This window comes from Alishewanella jeotgali KCTC 22429, from assembly GCF_000245735.1.
Lineage (GTDB): Bacteria > Pseudomonadota > Gammaproteobacteria > Enterobacterales > Alteromonadaceae > Alishewanella > Alishewanella jeotgali.
On sequence record NZ_AHTH01000005.1, the window covers coordinates 100449 to 115972 of the forward strand.

The 15524-nt window shown below is 50.2% G+C and carries 18 protein-coding genes; 7 read left to right on the top strand and 11 right to left on the bottom strand.

Features of this window, described 5'->3' with window-relative positions:
• Positions 1-133: 133 nt before the first annotated feature.
• Positions 134-1288: a ribosomal protein uL16 3-hydroxylase gene (locus AJE_RS02040; RefSeq protein ID WP_008949428.1), complete on the top strand. Its 1155-nt coding sequence runs from the start codon at positions 134-136 to the stop codon at positions 1286-1288.
• A gap of 75 nt (positions 1289-1363) precedes the next feature.
• On the opposite strand, the gene AJE_RS02045 is transcribed toward AJE_RS02040, so the two are convergent.
• Positions 1364-1792 carry a DUF4826 family protein gene (locus tag AJE_RS02045; protein ID WP_008949429.1) on the bottom strand — a complete coding sequence of 143 codons (429 nt, stop codon included), beginning with the start codon at positions 1790-1792 and terminating at the stop codon, positions 1364-1366.
• A gap of 230 nt (positions 1793-2022) precedes the next feature.
• On the opposite strand from AJE_RS02045, the gene AJE_RS02050 reads away from it, so the two are divergent.
• On the top strand, positions 2023-3066 hold the full coding sequence (locus tag AJE_RS02050; protein ID WP_008949430.1) for a Leu/Phe/Val dehydrogenase: 1044 nt from the start codon (positions 2023-2025) through the stop codon (positions 3064-3066).
• Between the two features lie 80 nt (positions 3067-3146).
• Here the strand turns inward: AJE_RS02050 and AJE_RS02055 are convergent, their stop codons facing one another.
• From AJE_RS02055 to psrA, 4 genes are all read right to left on the bottom strand, one after another.
• Entirely contained in the window at positions 3147-3338 is a 192-nt protein-coding gene (locus AJE_RS02055; protein ID WP_008949431.1) for a hypothetical protein, read from the bottom strand.
• 29 nt (positions 3339-3367) lie between these two features.
• A complete protein-coding gene (locus AJE_RS02060; protein WP_008949432.1) occupies positions 3368-3862 on the bottom strand; it encodes a GNAT family N-acetyltransferase in 495 nt (164 codons plus the stop codon).
• A 126-nt stretch (positions 3863-3988) separates the two neighbouring features.
• Positions 3989-6304: an acyl-CoA dehydrogenase gene (locus tag AJE_RS02065; RefSeq protein WP_008949433.1), complete on the bottom strand. Its 2316-nt coding sequence runs from the start codon at positions 6302-6304 to the stop codon at positions 3989-3991.
• A gap of 18 nt (positions 6305-6322) precedes the next feature.
• Positions 6323-6982 carry a TetR family transcriptional repressor PsrA gene (psrA, locus tag AJE_RS02070; protein WP_008610192.1) on the bottom strand — a complete coding sequence of 220 codons (660 nt, stop codon included), beginning with the start codon at positions 6980-6982 and terminating at the stop codon, positions 6323-6325.
• Between the two features lie 281 nt (positions 6983-7263).
• Here psrA and upp point away from each other — a divergent pair, with 281 nt between their 5' ends.
• Genes upp through AJE_RS02085 form a run of 3 tightly spaced genes read left to right on the top strand, consistent with a single transcriptional unit; the run spans position 7264 to position 9987 of the window.
• On the top strand, positions 7264-7890 hold the full coding sequence (gene upp, locus AJE_RS02075) for a uracil phosphoribosyltransferase (RefSeq protein WP_008949434.1): 627 nt from the start codon (positions 7264-7266) through the stop codon (positions 7888-7890).
• 26 nt (positions 7891-7916) lie between these two features.
• On the top strand, positions 7917-8804 hold the full coding sequence (locus AJE_RS02080; protein WP_008949435.1) for an alpha/beta fold hydrolase: 888 nt from the start codon (positions 7917-7919) through the stop codon (positions 8802-8804).
• 58 nt (positions 8805-8862) lie between these two features.
• The gene (locus AJE_RS02085; protein ID WP_008949436.1) at positions 8863-9987 is read left to right on the top strand and encodes an META domain-containing protein; all 1125 of its coding nucleotides are present in this window, start codon (positions 8863-8865) and stop codon (positions 9985-9987) included.
• A gap of 157 nt (positions 9988-10144) precedes the next feature.
• Here the strand turns inward: AJE_RS02085 and rplT are convergent, their stop codons facing one another.
• The 5 genes from rplT to AJE_RS18710 all read right to left on the bottom strand — a co-directional run bounded on the left by rplT (position 10145) and on the right by AJE_RS18710 (position 13646).
• Entirely contained in the window at positions 10145-10501 is a 357-nt protein-coding gene (gene rplT / locus AJE_RS02090; protein ID WP_008949437.1) for a 50S ribosomal protein L20, read from the bottom strand.
• A gap of 17 nt (positions 10502-10518) precedes the next feature.
• Complete coding sequence (rpmI, locus tag AJE_RS18050; RefSeq protein WP_008949438.1) at positions 10519-10716, bottom strand: 50S ribosomal protein L35; 198 nt, start codon at positions 10714-10716, stop codon at positions 10519-10521.
• A 91-nt stretch (positions 10717-10807) separates the two neighbouring features.
• Positions 10808-11350 carry a translation initiation factor IF-3 gene (gene infC, locus AJE_RS02095; protein WP_082629007.1) on the bottom strand — a complete coding sequence of 181 codons (543 nt, stop codon included), beginning with the start codon at positions 11348-11350 and terminating at the stop codon, positions 10808-10810.
• 32 nt (positions 11351-11382) lie between these two features.
• Positions 11383-13299 carry a threonine--tRNA ligase gene (gene thrS, locus AJE_RS02100; protein ID WP_008949440.1) on the bottom strand — a complete coding sequence of 639 codons (1917 nt, stop codon included), beginning with the start codon at positions 13297-13299 and terminating at the stop codon, positions 11383-11385.
• Between the two features lie 149 nt (positions 13300-13448).
• The gene (locus tag AJE_RS18710; RefSeq protein ID WP_272941525.1) at positions 13449-13646 is read right to left on the bottom strand and encodes a DUF6436 domain-containing protein; all 198 of its coding nucleotides are present in this window, start codon (positions 13644-13646) and stop codon (positions 13449-13451) included.
• 101 nt (positions 13647-13747) lie between these two features.
• On the opposite strand from AJE_RS18710, the gene AJE_RS02110 reads away from it, so the two are divergent.
• Both AJE_RS02110 and AJE_RS02115 read left to right on the top strand, forming a co-directional pair.
• The gene (locus tag AJE_RS02110; protein ID WP_008949441.1) at positions 13748-14608 is read left to right on the top strand and encodes a fructosamine kinase family protein; all 861 of its coding nucleotides are present in this window, start codon (positions 13748-13750) and stop codon (positions 14606-14608) included.
• Between the two features lie 42 nt (positions 14609-14650).
• Positions 14651-14851: a CPXCG motif-containing cysteine-rich protein gene (locus AJE_RS02115; protein WP_008949442.1), complete on the top strand. Its 201-nt coding sequence runs from the start codon at positions 14651-14653 to the stop codon at positions 14849-14851.
• Positions 14852-14854: 3 nt separating this feature from the next.
• Here the strand turns inward: AJE_RS02115 and AJE_RS02120 are convergent, their stop codons facing one another.
• Positions 14855-15484 (bottom strand): riboflavin synthase, encoded by a 630-nt coding sequence (locus AJE_RS02120; protein WP_008949443.1) that lies wholly within the window; start codon positions 15482-15484, stop codon positions 14855-14857.
• Positions 15485-15524 lie beyond the last annotated feature (40 nt).

Consider the following 15524-nt stretch of genomic DNA (forward strand, 5'->3'; position numbering starts at 1 on the left):
TGCTTTAAGCCAAGTCTTGAAGGCATGGATGCCTGAATGAAGCCTACAGGGATGTATTTACGGCGTCTTGGCGTGAGCAATCTGGTTCTTGCTCTGTAATCGTAAATTCAGCTGCTTTACTTGGGATCCTAAAATGTATCAGTTAAATCTGGGTAAATTAAGCCTGGCCGATTTTATGCAGCAGTACTGGCAAAAGCAGCCGCTGTTGATTAAACAAGGCTTTAAGAACTTTCAGGATCCGCTATCAGCGAATGAGCTTGCGGGTCTGGCGTTGGAAGATGACGTCGAATCGCGGCTGGTCGAATGTCGCGACGGTAACTGGCAGCTGGAAACCGGCCCCTTTGAAGACTTTAGCCGCTATGGCGACAAGGACTGGACTATTCTGGTGCAGGCGGTTGACCACTGGCATCCACCGGCGGCGGAGTTAATCGAGCCGTTTCGCTTTATTCCAAACTGGCGGATTGATGATCTGATGGTCAGCTTTTCCACGCCGGGTGGCGGTGTTGGTCCGCATCTGGATCAATATGATGTGTTTATTATCCAGGGCGAAGGTAAAAGACACTGGCGGGTTGGTATGCCAGATGCGTCACTAAAGCAATTCTGCCCGCACCCACGCCTGCTGCAAGTTACACCCTTTACCGCCTGTATTGATGTGATTATGGAGCCGGGTGATATTTTATATATTCCGCCTGGCTGCCCACACGAGGGGATTTCACTCGAGAACAGTCTGAACTACTCAGTTGGTTTCCGGGCGCCGGCACAAAAAGACTTACTGACCGGTTTAGCCGATTATCTATTGGATAATGATATCAGCGGTAAACGCTTTAGCGATCCTGATCGCAACCTGACCGGTAATATCGGTGCGATTAGTGAGCAGGATCTGGATCAGGTGCAGCAGTTGTTGGTGCAGCTGGTCAGTGACCGCGACAAACTGCCGCTTTGGTTTGGCCAGTATATTACCCAGGCCAAACATGAGCTGGATCAGCAAGAGCCAGACCCACATTATCAGGCCGAGGAAATTGCGGAATATCTGGAAGAAGGCTCGGTACTGGCACGCCTTGGCGGCCTGCGTTGCAGCTACTATCAGACAAACGAAAGCAGTGATATTCAGCTGTTTATCAACGGCACTACCATAGTGCTGCCAGCCGAAGAGCAGATGACAGCGCAATTACTCTGTGACAGCAAACGCATTGACCAACAGCAGTGTCTGCATTTTACCGCGCGGGAAGAACGCCTGTTATTATTGACAGACTTGATTAACCAGGGCTTGTGGTATTTTGAAGAATAAACCGCAGCGCTGCGCATAAAAAAAGCCGCAATAGCGGCTTTTTTTGTCAACTAAATTTGACAGTGTAGCGATTAGCTATTGTCCCTGCCACAGCGGCTCATTGTCGAATAGGTTATATAAACCTTCAGCGCGATTTACTAACAGGTTGGCAAAATCAACCTGAGTTTTATCGGTAAAGCCGGCCTGGGCAATTTGTTCGGCTTTTAACTGCCAGTGCAACGCAAAAGCGCGGATCGCTTCGCGGGCATTGGGTGCTGCAGTAACGGGCATATGATCAGTTGGCAGATCACCACTGATCACCCAGAACGACTTGGCATCACGGGTATTCAGCTTCCATACTGCGACCAAAGGCGGTAAATAACGGCTTTCACTCACGGCCACGTTATCCGGGATAATCCCTTTGGTTGCCAGATATTCATTGGCTTTCTGAAATTGTGCCCGGACCCATTCTGCGCGCTGCGCTTCGGTGATTTCTGTGGGTTGTTGAGTTGACTGCTCACTCATAAGATGACTTCCTGTGTTGTAGATGCCGCTACTTTATGTGAGCTATCCGCGACAATCAAGCTTTACTGAGCTTCTCGCCGCCAATACTGGACTGACCAGCCACAAGTTAACGGCAAGACTGGTATTCAGTGGTGCAAAATGGTACATTCCGCGCCATTACGACATAAGTCGCAGTTAACGTAAACGTAAACCATTCAGCTGTAATAGCTATTCTTGCAAGGGAGTCCGTTGTGGCCGTATTTAATCACCCAGAATTTGATCAGCATGAGCAAGTAGTTTTCTGCAGTGATCAGGAAACCGGTTTAAAAGCCATTATCGCCGTACACAGTACCCGCTTGGGCCCTGCTGTAGGCGGTTGCCGGTTATGGGATTATGCATCTGACGAAGATGCGCTGGTAGATGTACTGCGTTTATCACGCGGTATGACCTATAAGAACGCCATGGCCGGTTTACCGCTGGGTGGCGGCAAGTCAGTGATTATCGGTAATGCCAAAACCATTAAATCTGAGGCCTTATTTCAAGCCTTTGGCCGCATGGTACACCGCTTAAGCGGCAGCTACTATAGCGCTGAAGATGTGAACATTACTACCCATGACATTATGCAGGTGCATCAGGTTACGCCTTATGTTGCCGGGTTAGAGGGTAAAAGCGGTAACCCAGGTCCGTTTACGGCACTGGGTACCTATCAGGGCATTAAAGCCGCCGCTAAGCATCAGTTTGGCTCTGCCGATCTGGCAGGCAAAACGGTTGCCGTACAAGGCTTAGGTAGCGTCGGTTTCTATCTGTGTGAGCATCTGCATAAAGAAGGCGCTAAGCTTATTGTCACCGACATTAACCAGGATGCGGTAAACCGTGCTGTGACGCAGTTTGGCGCCACTGCGGTGGGCCTGAATGATATCTACGGTGTAGCTGCTGATATCTACGCGCCTTGTGCGCTGGGCGCCACCTTAAATGATGACACCATCCCGCAATTAAAAGCCAAAATTGTAGCCGGTTGTGCCAACAACCAGTTAAAGCGCCCTGAACATGGCCAGAAGCTGCGTGAGCTGGGTATTCTGTATGCACCGGACTATGTCATTAACGCCGGTGGCATTATTAACGTCGCCTTTGAAATGCGTCCGCAAGGTTATAATGCGGCAGAGTCTACAGCGAAGGTAATGCAAATTTTTGACACCCTGCTGCAGATTTTTGAGCGCGCCGACGCTGAAAATAAACCCACCAGCACCGTCGCTGATCAGATGGCTCAGGAAATTATCGCTCGCGGTCAGGCATAAGTTAAAACCGCTGTAAAACAGAAGGGAGGCAATGCCTCCCTTCTGTTTATATCTCTGGTTTAGATTCAGCGCTAACCGCTTTAGCGGACTATCTTCAGCAACAGTTCAAAACCCAGTACCAACAAACAAGCGCTGATAAAGAGACCAATACTGAGATTGATCCAAAAATCCCCCTGTTGTTTTTTCTTACGCATCTTAGGTGCCACTTTGCCAGGCTTATCTGCATCGCTCTGCGACGATGGCAGAGGCTTCTTCCCCACTTCCTTTGTCATTTACTACTCCGACAAAACACTTTAACTGCTTACTCAACCTGATATTGCGCCGCCAAGGCCGTTAATTTTTCACCGGTTACCCGGTTGATCCGCCAATCGTGCAACAATGTTGCCCCCTGCGCCTGATAGAAATCAATTGCGGGTTGATTCCAGTCCAGCACTGACCATTCAAAACGGCCACAGCCTCTGTCTACGGCCAGTTTCGCCAGATAGGTCAGTAATAACTTGCCCAGCCCCTGGCCGCGAAACTGTGGTAACACAAATAGATCTTCGAGATATAGACCTGGCTTGGCCAGGAAAGTCGAGTAATTGTGGAAAAACAACGCAAAACCTGCAGGCTGTCCCTGATATTCAGCAATCACCACTTCAGCGGCAGGTCGTGCTGAAAATAAGGTTTCGGTTAACTTTTGTTCGGTTGCTACTACCTCATGCGCCAGCTTTTCATATTCCGCCAATCCCTGAATAAATTTCAATATCAGTGGCACATCGGCTACAGTGGCCAGACGAATTGTACTTTGCGCCATGTCGTTACCTCTTATTATTGGTGCTATTCGTGGTCGGGCCTATTCTAACGCTTTTCCGGACTTTACCAATCGAAAACCCATAAAAAACCGGAGCACCTGGCTCCGGTTTTACTATTGCTGCATTAATTACGCAGCATCACGTTTACCGACACTCATGCCTTCCAGCACGCCGGGTTTAAAGCTATCGACACTGATGGCTTTAAAGCGCAGCTGGTTCATCTTACGTAAGCTGGCCGCCTCGGACTCGCTTAAGATATTGGCGGCTAACGCCTGATTAATGCTATCCAGCAGCGGCTGTTTACGCGGTAACTGACCGGCTTTTTGCGCCTGGGCAATTTTCTTCAGCAGTGGCTGGGCGTTGTACATCGCAACAAAGGCGTTTTCCATTAACCCTGTGGCATCATCTTCATCTTTACCAACATAACACAGGTGAGTTAAGCGATCGCGCAACGTGTTTGGCTTAGATAAGGCCTCACAAATTTGTTGTGCCACCTCATCAGACGGCATTTTGTAACCGATCCCAAACGGGAATACCAGCGTACGGATAGTACGCGCCAAAATGCGGTTCGGGAAGTTGGCAAAGAAACCATCAAAGGCTTTACCAATCTCAAACAGCGAGCGTTGCACACTGTAGTGCACGAACGGCAAATCAGCCTGCTGACGACCATTATCTTCGTAAAACTTCAGCACGGTAGAGGCAATGTACAGCTGGCTTAACACATCACCTAAGCGGGCTGACAGCATTTCTTTACGTTTTAAATCACCGCCTAACATCAGCATTGAAATATCAGCACTTAACGCCAGGGCACGGCTCATCCGGCTTAATTGCTTGTAATAGCGGGCCGTTTCGCCTGATACCGGCGCACTGTTAAAGGCACCGGCCGTTAAACCCTGCCACAGTGCAGCAAAGGTATTGCCAACCGCAAAGCCGATATGTGCCATTAACAGCTTATCAAACTGTGCCAGGCCTTCTTCCGCATTTGGATTGGCTGCGGCTTCCAGCTCTGCCAGTACATAAGGATGGCAACGGGTCGCACCCTGACCGAAAATCATCAGGTTACGGGTCAGGATATTAGCACCTTCTACCGTAATCGAGATCGGTACGCCCATATAGCCATGCGCCAGATAGTTCATCGGGCCACACTGAATGGCTTTACCGGCATGAATATCAAAGGCGTCGTTTAATAAGGTACGCGACATCTCGGTCATATGGTATTTGGCAATCGCCGTCACTACCGATGGGCTCAAATTCAAATCGATAGCACCGGCAGTCATCACCCGCATCGCTTCTAAGGTGTAAGTTAAACCACCAATGCGCGCTAAACCTTCCTGCACACCTTCAAACTTACCAATCGACATGCCGAACTGCTGACGCACATAACCGTAAGCACCGGTCATCCGTGCTGCCAGGTGGCCGGTTGCTGTCGCCAGTGCTGGTAAAGAGATACCCCGGCCTGCTGATAAACACTCTACCAGCATGCGCCAACCACGACCCGCATAGGCCGGGCCACCGATAATCCAATCCAGCGGAATAAACACATCTTTACCGTAGGTGGTACCGTTCATAAAGGCCATATTCATTGGGAAATGGCGATCACCAATCTGCACCCCAGGGTGGCTGGTTGGGATCAGCGCACAGGTAATACCCAGCTCTTCTTTATCGCCTAATAGTTTTTCCGGATCGTACAGCTTAAAGGCCAAACCCAGTACCGTCGCAACCGGTGCCAGCGTGATGTAACGCTTATCCCAGTTCAGGCGAATGCCTAGTACTTCTTTGCCTTCGAATTGACCTTTGCAGACCACACCCGTGTCCGGAATGCCGCCGGCATCCGAACCTGCTTCCGGGCCGGTTAACGCAAAGCACGGTACGTCAGTACCATTAGCCAGCGTCGGCAACCAGCGATCTTTTTGCTCCTGGGTACCATAGTGCATCAGCAGCTCGCCCGGGCCTAAAGAGTTCGGCACCATAATGGTCACCGCCGCGGTTAAGCTGCGGGTCGCGATGCGCGATACGATAGTAGAGTTAGCGATAGCCGAAAACTCACGACCGCCATAGGCTTTTGGAATAATCATCGCAAAGAAACCTTCGCGTTTAATGTAATCCCACACCGCTTTTGGCAGATCACGGTCTTCCTGTACGATTTTATAATCGTCCAGCATGGTCAACAGAGTCTCGACCTGATTATCCATAAAGGCTTGTTCTTCGGCTGAGAGTTCAGCTTTCGGAATAGCATGCAACTTATGCCAGTCCGGTTTACCTTTAAACAGTTCACCGTCCCACCACACATCGCCGGCTTCCATGGCTTCACGCTCGGTATCCGACAACGGCGGCAAAATTTTCTTAAAGATGCCAAACACCGGCTTGCTAATCACACTACGGCGCACCGAAGTCACGCCAAACAGCACTACCAGCAGTGCCACTATTATCAATAAATACACCATATCAGCTTCCTTCCAGCATCAGGCAACGGTTTTGAGGTCTTGGCTATATACCGGCGCGGCAATTGCAGCCCCGAGATAAGGGATTAAACGGCGGATCACCCCTTCAATATCCACCGCTTCGTTAAAATCAGCCTGGGCGATTTCAGACAGTGCATCACTGGACGCCATCGTAAAGACGATAGAGCCGAGCGAAAAATGCAGCCGCCAGAACACTTCGCTTTGTGGCAGATGCGGGCAGCTTTGCTGTACCAGCAATACAAACTTATCCAGAGTACGGCCATAATGTTGATTAATAAACCAGCGCAAGTGCCCCTGTACATCGGTATAACCACGCCCCAGTAACTGTAAAAAGGTTCGGGTACCGCGGCGCTGCAGCTGGTTCAGATCGAGCAAAGGCTTTACAAAAACCGACAGGATCTGGGTTAAATCATTCGGCTTTTGACTGGCTAGCAAGCGATCAAACTCCTGATCCAGCCGCGGCATCAGTACCTGCAAATAGCGCTGTAGCACGGCCTGGATCAGCTCTTTCTTCGAGCCGAAGTGATAATTCACTGATGCCAGATTCACCTCTGCCTTGGTAGTAATCTGCCGTAACGAGGTATCGTTAAAGCCACTTTCGGCAAACAGGCTTTGCGCAGCATCCAGGATGCGTTGTTGGGTATGCACTTTACTGCTCATTCTTCACTACGCCGTTAAACACACTTTTAAACACCTGTTTGAAATGTACGTTTGAATAACTGGTCTGTCAAGTAACAAAATCAATTCTGGTCGGACAAGTTTCATAATTGGCGGTCAAAGCAACAGCCGCCGCCGAAAGCTTGCTCAGTACGCAGCACTGCCGTATTATCGCGACACCGTTTCGCTACAGTAACGCCTTCGAAAGCGCAGCCTTAAAGGTCAAAACAAACCTGAAAGCTGCCACTACAGATCCTGGCTTTCGAAGGGACATGGAGAACCCTATGCGCGTCGTCGAAGTCTCTCACCCCCTGGTACAGCATAAAATTGGCCTGTTGCGGGCCGCGGATATCAATACCCGTCAATTCCGGCAACTGGCGGTCGAGCTCGGCAGCTTACTAACCTATGAAGCCACCAAAGACTTGCCGACCGAAACCGTGACCATCGAGGCCTGGAGCGGTCCGTGCCAGATCAAGCAAATCCAGGGCAAAAAAGTGACAGTGGTACCAATCCTGCGCGCTGGCCTGGGTATGCTCGATGGCGTACTGGATCTGATCCCCAGCGCCCGTATCAGTGTGGTGGGTATTTATCGTGACGAAAGCACCTTGCAGCCGGTGCCCTACTTTCAAAAGCTGGCACCGGAAATCGATCAGCGGCTGGCGATTATTATTGACCCTATGCTGGCCACCGGCGGCTCGATGATTGCTACTATTGATTTGTTAAAACGACAAGGCTGTACCCACATCAAAGCTCTGGTATTGGTAGCAGCGCCCGAGGGGATTAACGCACTGCGCCAGGCACATCCGGATATTGAGCTCTATACCGCTGCGATTGACCAGGGGCTGAACGAGCATGGCTATATCTTGCCAGGCCTGGGAGATGCCGGTGATAAACTCTTTGGCACCAAGTAAAGGCAGATTACAAATAAAGGCTGAGCATGCAGTTAATTCCCTGGTCTTTTCATACCCGTTACGGCTTTACACTACGCGGCTGGCAGACGCCGGTTAGCGGTAAGCCGCTGCTGCACTTTTTGCACGGCAATGGCTTTTGCGCCCGCAGCTATCAGCCGCTGTTAGCTGAGCTGGCCGTCGATTACGATTTATTCCTTTCTGACGCCCAGGGCCACGGCGACAGTGACCATGGCGGGCCGTTTTTAGGTTGGAATATCGCCGCCGAACTGGCGGCTCAGGCCTTTAATGCCCATCGCGCCCAATATGCTGGGGTGCCGGTCTATGGCGTTGGACACAGCTTTGGTGGCGTGCTGACCGCCTTGATGCATGCTGAGCATCCGGGGCTGTTTCAGGGGCTGGTATTACTCGATCCGGTGCTGTTTCCGCCGTCAATGATTCTGCTGGCCCGAACTCTGGAAGGCGTGCGACTGTTTAAAAAGAACCCTTTGGCCAAGGCTGCATTGCGCCGGCGCCGGCACTGGCCGGATCGTCTCAGCGCTTTGCAGTACCTGCAAAGCCGCAGTTTATTTCAAAGCTGGCACCCGGAGGCACTGGCAGCCTATGTCGATCACGCGCTTAGCGCCGGTAATGGTGAACTACAATTAAAGTGTTTGCCTGAGCGCGAGGCTGAGATTTTCAGCTCCTACCCAAAAGGATTATGGCCGGCACTGCGTAAAGCGGCAGCACCTATTACTGTAATTTACGGTGAACAGACCTTTCCTTTTGTGGTCAAAGCGCTGGCGAAGTGGCGCCAGCTGAATGCTGCGGTGCAGACGATACAGGTACCTGGCGGCCACTGTTTTATGCAGGAGCGACCCGCACCAACCGCGCTGCAAGTCAGGGCTGTGCTACAGCAGTTTGCTGCGGTAAAATAGCCAGACACCCGGTTTGGGGTGCGTTATAATACGCCGAATTTTTTAGCGAAGAGTCATTATGAAAAAACTCGTTATTGCCAGTGCTGTGCTGCTAGCCGGCTGTAGTCAGCTTCCCCATTTTGGTGCTGATCAGCCCACCACGCTGTCGGCGCCTACCAAGCCGGCGACACCAGCGATCCCGCTGCCAGCAGAGGTAGAAGACGTGAATGAAGTGGCAAACAGCGCGACCACAGAAGCGCTGGCCACCGACTTCGAACATATCTTTATCGACAGTGATATGACCTTTGAAGGTGTGCTGCCCTGTGCCGACTGCCCAGGTATCACTTATCATATTAACCTGTACCGCGATGGCCGCTTTGAAGCACGACAAGAATATCTGGAACGGGGCCAGGTGGAACTGGTCAGTGGTGCCTGGTTATTAGAGCGCCGCACCCTGCATCTGGTTAATCAACAGGTTAATCTGCCATCCTTTCACTTTCGCTCCAACCGGCAATTAGTGATGACTGATCTGTCAGGCCGGCCAATCATCAGTTCCGATGCTTATCAGCTAAACCGACTGGATGCGCTGAAAAAGCTGGATACCCGCCAGCCAATGCTTGGCTTATACCGGCTGCAGAATAATCAGGCCACCTTTACTAAATGTCAGACCGGCGAAAGCTTACCTGTGGCCAATACGCAAAACCATTTGCCAATGATGCGCCTGTATCAGCAGGACAGTCGCTTTAATAATAAAGCGGTGATTGCCAGTCTGGTTGGCCGTAAGGGGCCGGATCAGCACGGCACCGATACACTCTTTATTGATAAGTTTGAGCAGTTCTGGCCTAATGCGACCTGCCCGAATCAATTCGCGATGAAAAATCTGCAGGGTATTGTCTGGCGGGCGGAAAAAATTGCCGATCGTTATGTGCCACATTCATTGAATGTACGGCTGATTTTTGAAAAAGATAAGTTGTATGGCTTTAGTGGTTGCAACAACTTTAATGCCAGCTACCAGCAACGCGCCAATACCTTCGCCGTACAGCAGTTAGCCAGTACCCGTAAATTCTGTGCCGATGCCAGCACTATCGAGCAACAGTTTACCGAAAAGCTGCAACAAGCCGATCGCGCTGAAGTGAATGCCGATAAGCTGCAGTTGTTCCGCAATAATCAGGTAATTATGGAGCTGATCCCGGCGGTTAACTGATTTTGGGAGCTGAGCCGGAGTGACACTCCGGCTTAGAGCCCGGATTAGACCCTTGGTACCCGCCTCCGAACGTAGCTCGGAGTCAGATACCTGTCGACTTGCCAGTTTACGGGCATAAAAAAACCACCTTGCGGTGGTTTTTTTATGCTTCACACTATTAAACTAAAGCTTGTTTGGCTTTAGCTACGATAGCAGTGAAAGCCGCTTTGTCATATACAGCGATATCGGCCAGGATCTTACGGTCGATTTCAATTGAAGCCTTTTTCAGACCTGCAATTAAACGGCTGTAAGATAAACCGTTCATCCGTGACGCTGCGTTGATACGCGCGATCCACAGTTGACGGAACTGACGCTTACGCTGACGACGGTCACGGTAAGCATATTGGCCGGCTTTGATAACGGCCTGGAAAGCAACCCGGTAAACACGGCTACGGGCACCGTAGTAACCTTTAGCCTGCTTTAATACCTTCTTATGGCGCGCGTGCGCCGTGACACCACGTTTAACTCTTGGCATTTCTGTCTCCTAATGACTTATGCGTACGGCATGCAACGGACTAAGCCGGCGATATCGACTTTAGCGACTAAGGTTTTTGGACCTAACTGACGCTTACGCTTAGAAGACTTCTTCGTCAGGATGTGGCGAAGGTGTGATTGCTTACGTTTAAAGCTACCAGAAGCAGTCTTTTTGAAACGCTTCGCGGCACCTTTATTGGTTTTCATCTTAGGCATAGTTTTTAAACTCGCATTGTTAAGTTACAACGAATAATAAGGCGTTAAAAAACTGCGGCGTGCCGCAGCTTATTAAACTTGTAGGCGCTTATTACTTCTTATTTGGGGCCAGCATCATAATCATCTGACGACCCTCTACCCGATTCGGGAAAGATTCGCAGATGGCGATATCAGACAGATCCTCTTTAATTCGAGTCAACATCTCAATACCGATTTCCTGATGCGCCATTTCACGACCACGATAGCGCAGCGTTACTTTAGCTTTGTCACCCTCTTCAATGAAGCGACGCAGGTTGCGTAGTTTTACCTGGTAATCGCCTTCATCAGTTCCAGGCCGGAATTTAATTTCCTTAATCTGGATCTGTTTTTGCTTCTTCTTTTGCTCTTTCAGAGCTTTACCTTTTTCGAACAGGAACTTACCGTAGTCCATCAACTTACATACTGGCGGTTCAGCTGTCGGGCTGATTTCTACTAAATCGGCGCCGCTTTCTTCTGCCAGACGATTGGCTTCAGCAATACTGACTACACCCAGCTGTTCACCTTCTACACCAATTAAGCGTACCTCTGGTACGTTAATTTCTTCATTAATCCGGTTAGGACGGTTTGAAGGTAATGTTTTCTTTCCTACTTTAATAGTATGTTCCTCCGAAAAAGTTTCCTGTTTGCTTAGCTCGCGGTCCGGTTTTTAATTTCTGCAGTGAGTTTTTCAACAAAAGCAGCCACCGACATCTTGCCCAGATCCTCTGCTTTGCGGGTTCGGACTGCGATATCGCCAGCTTCAACTTCTTTGTCACCAACTACCACCAGGTACGGGACGCGCTTAAGCGTGTGCTCGCGAATTTTAAAGCCTATCTTCTCATTTCTCAAGTCACTTATTGCTCTTATGCCCTGAGATTTGAAAGTTTTTACTAATTGTTGCACATATTCGGACTGATTATCGGTAATATTCATCACCACCACCTGGGTTGGCGCTAACCAGGTTGGGAAGAAACCGGCATATTCTTCAATCAGAATACCGATAAAACGCTCCAACGAGCCCAAAATCGCGCGGTGGATCATGACCGGCACCTGCCGTTCACCACTCTCCGCCACATAGCTGGCACCCAAACGGCCAGGTAAGGCGAAATCCAGCTGGATAGTGCCGCACTGCCAGGCACGGTTTAAACAGTCATGCAGTGTAAATTCGATTTTCGGGCCATAGAAAGCGCCTTCGCCTGGCTGCAGGTCGTAGGCAATCTCATTGGCTTTTAACGCATCGATAAGACCCTGCTCAGCGCGATCCCAGATTTCATCTGAGCCGATACGCTGGGCTGGCCGGGTCGACAGCTTGACCTTAATGTTTTTAAAGCCAAAGGTGCTATAAGTATCAAATACCATCTTGATACACTTGGTCACTTCAGTCTGCACCTGCTCTTCAGTACAGAAAATATGCGCATCGTCCTGGGTAAAACCGCGTACTCGCATCAGACCATGTAAGCCACCTGATGGCTCATTACGGTGACAGCAACCAAACTCCGCCATCCGCAGTGGTAAATCACGGTAAGATTTTAAGCCCTGGTTAAAGATCTGCACATGGCCCGGGCAGTTCATCGGTTTGATGGCGTACTCACGGTGCTCAGACTGGGTAGTAAACATATTTTCGGCATACTTTTCCCAGTGCCCGGATTTCTCCCACAGCACCCGGTCCATCATAAAGGGACCTTTTACTTCGTCGTAGTCATACTGACCCAGCTTTTCACGCACGAAGGTTTCCAGCTCACGGAAGATGGTCCAGCCGTCGTTGTGCCAGAACACCATGCCCGGCGCTTCTTCCTGCCAGTGGAATAAACCCAAAGCCTTACCGATTTTACGGTGATCGCGCTTTTCCGCTTCTTCCAGTTGGGTTAAATAGGCGGCAAGCTGCTTCTTATCTGCCCAGGCGGTACCGTAAATGCGCTGCAGCATTTTGTTTTTCGAGTCGCCACGCCAGTAGGCGCCGGCCACTTTCATAATTTTAAAGTGTTGGCAAAAGCGCATATTGGGTACATGCGGGCCACGACACATATCGGTATATTCTTCGTGGTGATACAGAGCCGGCTGGCTATCACGCGGGATATTCTGCTCCAGAATTTCCATTTTGTAGCTTTCGCCGCGGGCATTAAAGGTATCCCAGGCTTCCTGCCAGCTTACTTTGCGCTTCACCACATCGTATTCGGTTTTCGCCAGTTCCAGCATCCGCGCTTCCAGTGCCGCTAAATCATCGCTGCTGATCGGCTGCTCCAGATCGACATCATAATAAAAGCCGTTTTCAATTACCGGGCCGATCGCCATCTTGACATTGGGCCACAGCTGCTTAATGGCATGACCTAATAAGTGGGCACAGGAGTGGCGCATAATTTCCAGGCCTTCCTGATCTTTGATGGTAACGATACTTAGGTTGGCGTCCTGGGTAATCAGCTCGCACGCATCAACCAGCTCACCATTGACCTTACCGGCGATGGTCGCTTTAGCTAAACCCGGGCCGATATTTTTGGCGACATCTAATACGGAAACAGCTTGTTCAAAGGCGCGCTGGCTGCCATCTGGCAGAGTAATAACTGGCATGATAAGTCCTTAACAGTGGTGGCCCATACCAAGGGTCACTTGTGGGGTTGTGAAAATTCAGGCACTTGCCGGGCAGTTAATGGCTTAAACGAAAAGCCATCTGCACGACGTCGCGCGCTGAAGTAATAAAAAGCCGTTGCATAGTATCATTAACTGGCGGGACTGACCAGACAACGGCAGGCCATAGCTTCGCCATTTAGCCAGCTGCCAGGCAAACGGCTTTGCCCTGACAGTAATGCCGGTAAAAAACTGTTACTGGCGCTACACAGCGGCCCACTGGCATAAGGACCAGCGTAGCGTAAGATCCCGTGTTCAAACACCAGCACAGCGAGCGCTGATGGATACAACTAATAGTAGGTGTCTTTTACGTATCCTGCCTTATTCGGGATCAAGGAAATTTGCGCAGAATCAGCCATACTCAGTTTAGGCAAACAACAGGATGGTACCTATGTGGCAAAGTATTGCAGAACAAATCAGCACTGAGCTGGATATTGATTTTCAGATCACCGACAAGGCGTCACTAAACGATGGCTCGGTTAATCTGGCCTGGCATATTCAGGGCCAGGGCCGGCAATTTTTTGTCAAACTGAACCAACGCGAGCGGCTGGAGCAATTTGAAAATGAACAGTGGTCGTTGCAAAAGCTGGCCCAGCAAGGCGCCATCCGGGTACCAGAAGTGATCTGTGTTGGTCAGACGCTGGATAAAGCCTTTTTAGTGTTGGAATACCTGCCGCTGCAAATTGAAACTGAACTCGGCTGGCAGCAACTGGGCGAACAGTTGGCCGCGCTGCACGCCCGCCACGATCAGGCGATGTTTGGTTTTGACTGGGATAACTTTATTGGTCTGACCGTGCAGCCCAATCAATGGCAAAGTAACTGGAGCAGTTTTTTCTCCGAGCAGCGCTTAGGCTGGCAGCTGCAACTGTTAGCCGAACAAGGCTTTGGTCTGGGAAATATAGATAAAATGGTTGAACACAGCCGGCAAATTCTCGCCCATCATAAGCCGCAGCCCAGCCTGCTGCATGGCGATCTGTGGCGCGGTAATGTTGGCTTTTTAAGCGAGGGGCCGGTGGTATTTGATCCGGCCTGCTATTTTGGTGATCGGGAAGCCGATCTTGCCTTTACCGCCTTATTCGCCCGTTTCCCGGCACCATTTTATCAAAGCTATCAGGCGGTTTACCCGCTTAGCGACGGCCACCAGGAGCGGAAAAATCTCTATAATTTGTATCATGTTCTAAACCACGCCAATCAATTTCGCGGCAGTTATTTATTGCAGGCGCAGGAGCTGGTTAAACAGCTGTTTCAATAAGCGGATAAATCAGTAAGCGGATAAATTAAGTGGGAGGCCACTATGCAGCCGATATTTCACAGTATCCAATGCCCGTTCTGCGGACACTCAACCGATATTAGTGTCGAAGCCACCGATGAAGATCAGGATTACACCGAGGATTGCAGCAACTGCTGCAATCCTATGCATATCCGGGTGCATATCGATGAACTACGACATCGGGTGCAGATTTTTGTCGATGCTGATGATGAGCAATATTACTAAAACTTAGTCTATTGCCTTGGCAAAGCGCTCAGCCAAAAGCCGCTCTACGGTGCGGATAATGGTTACTGTTTGCTGATCTAACTCGATATTCAGTTTATCGCCCACTTGCTTAGTGCCTAAATTGGTGATCTGCAGCGTCTCCGGGATCAGGTATAAACTAAAACCACTGGCAGTGACTTCACCGACCGTTAAACTGCACCCTTCCACCGCAATAAAGCCTTTCGGCTGGATATAAGGCAGCAGCTCGGCTGGTACACTCAGCTCAAAGCCGACATTGTCCGCGTCGCGGTGAATGGCGCTAAGCGTCGCAGTCGCCTGAATATGACCCGAGACAATATGGCCGCCCAGCTCATCGCCAAAGCGCAAAGAGCGCTCCAGATTAACCCAACTGCCCACCACCAGATCGCCAAGATTAGTTTTTTGCAGGCTTTCGGCAATCACGTCAAAACAGACCCAGCCGGCCGCAGCATCAAACTCAGTAGCAGTTAAGCAGACGCCATTAATGGCAATACTGGCACCGCGGATTAATTGCTGTAAATGTGCCGCGCCAGCCTGCACCGTTAAACGGCGAATGCCGTTTAAATCGCGAATTTGGCTGATCTCGGCCTTGGTTTGTACTATTCCGGTAAACATTCACACCTCTGTTTGTGGTACATTAGTCGCCCATTTTTAC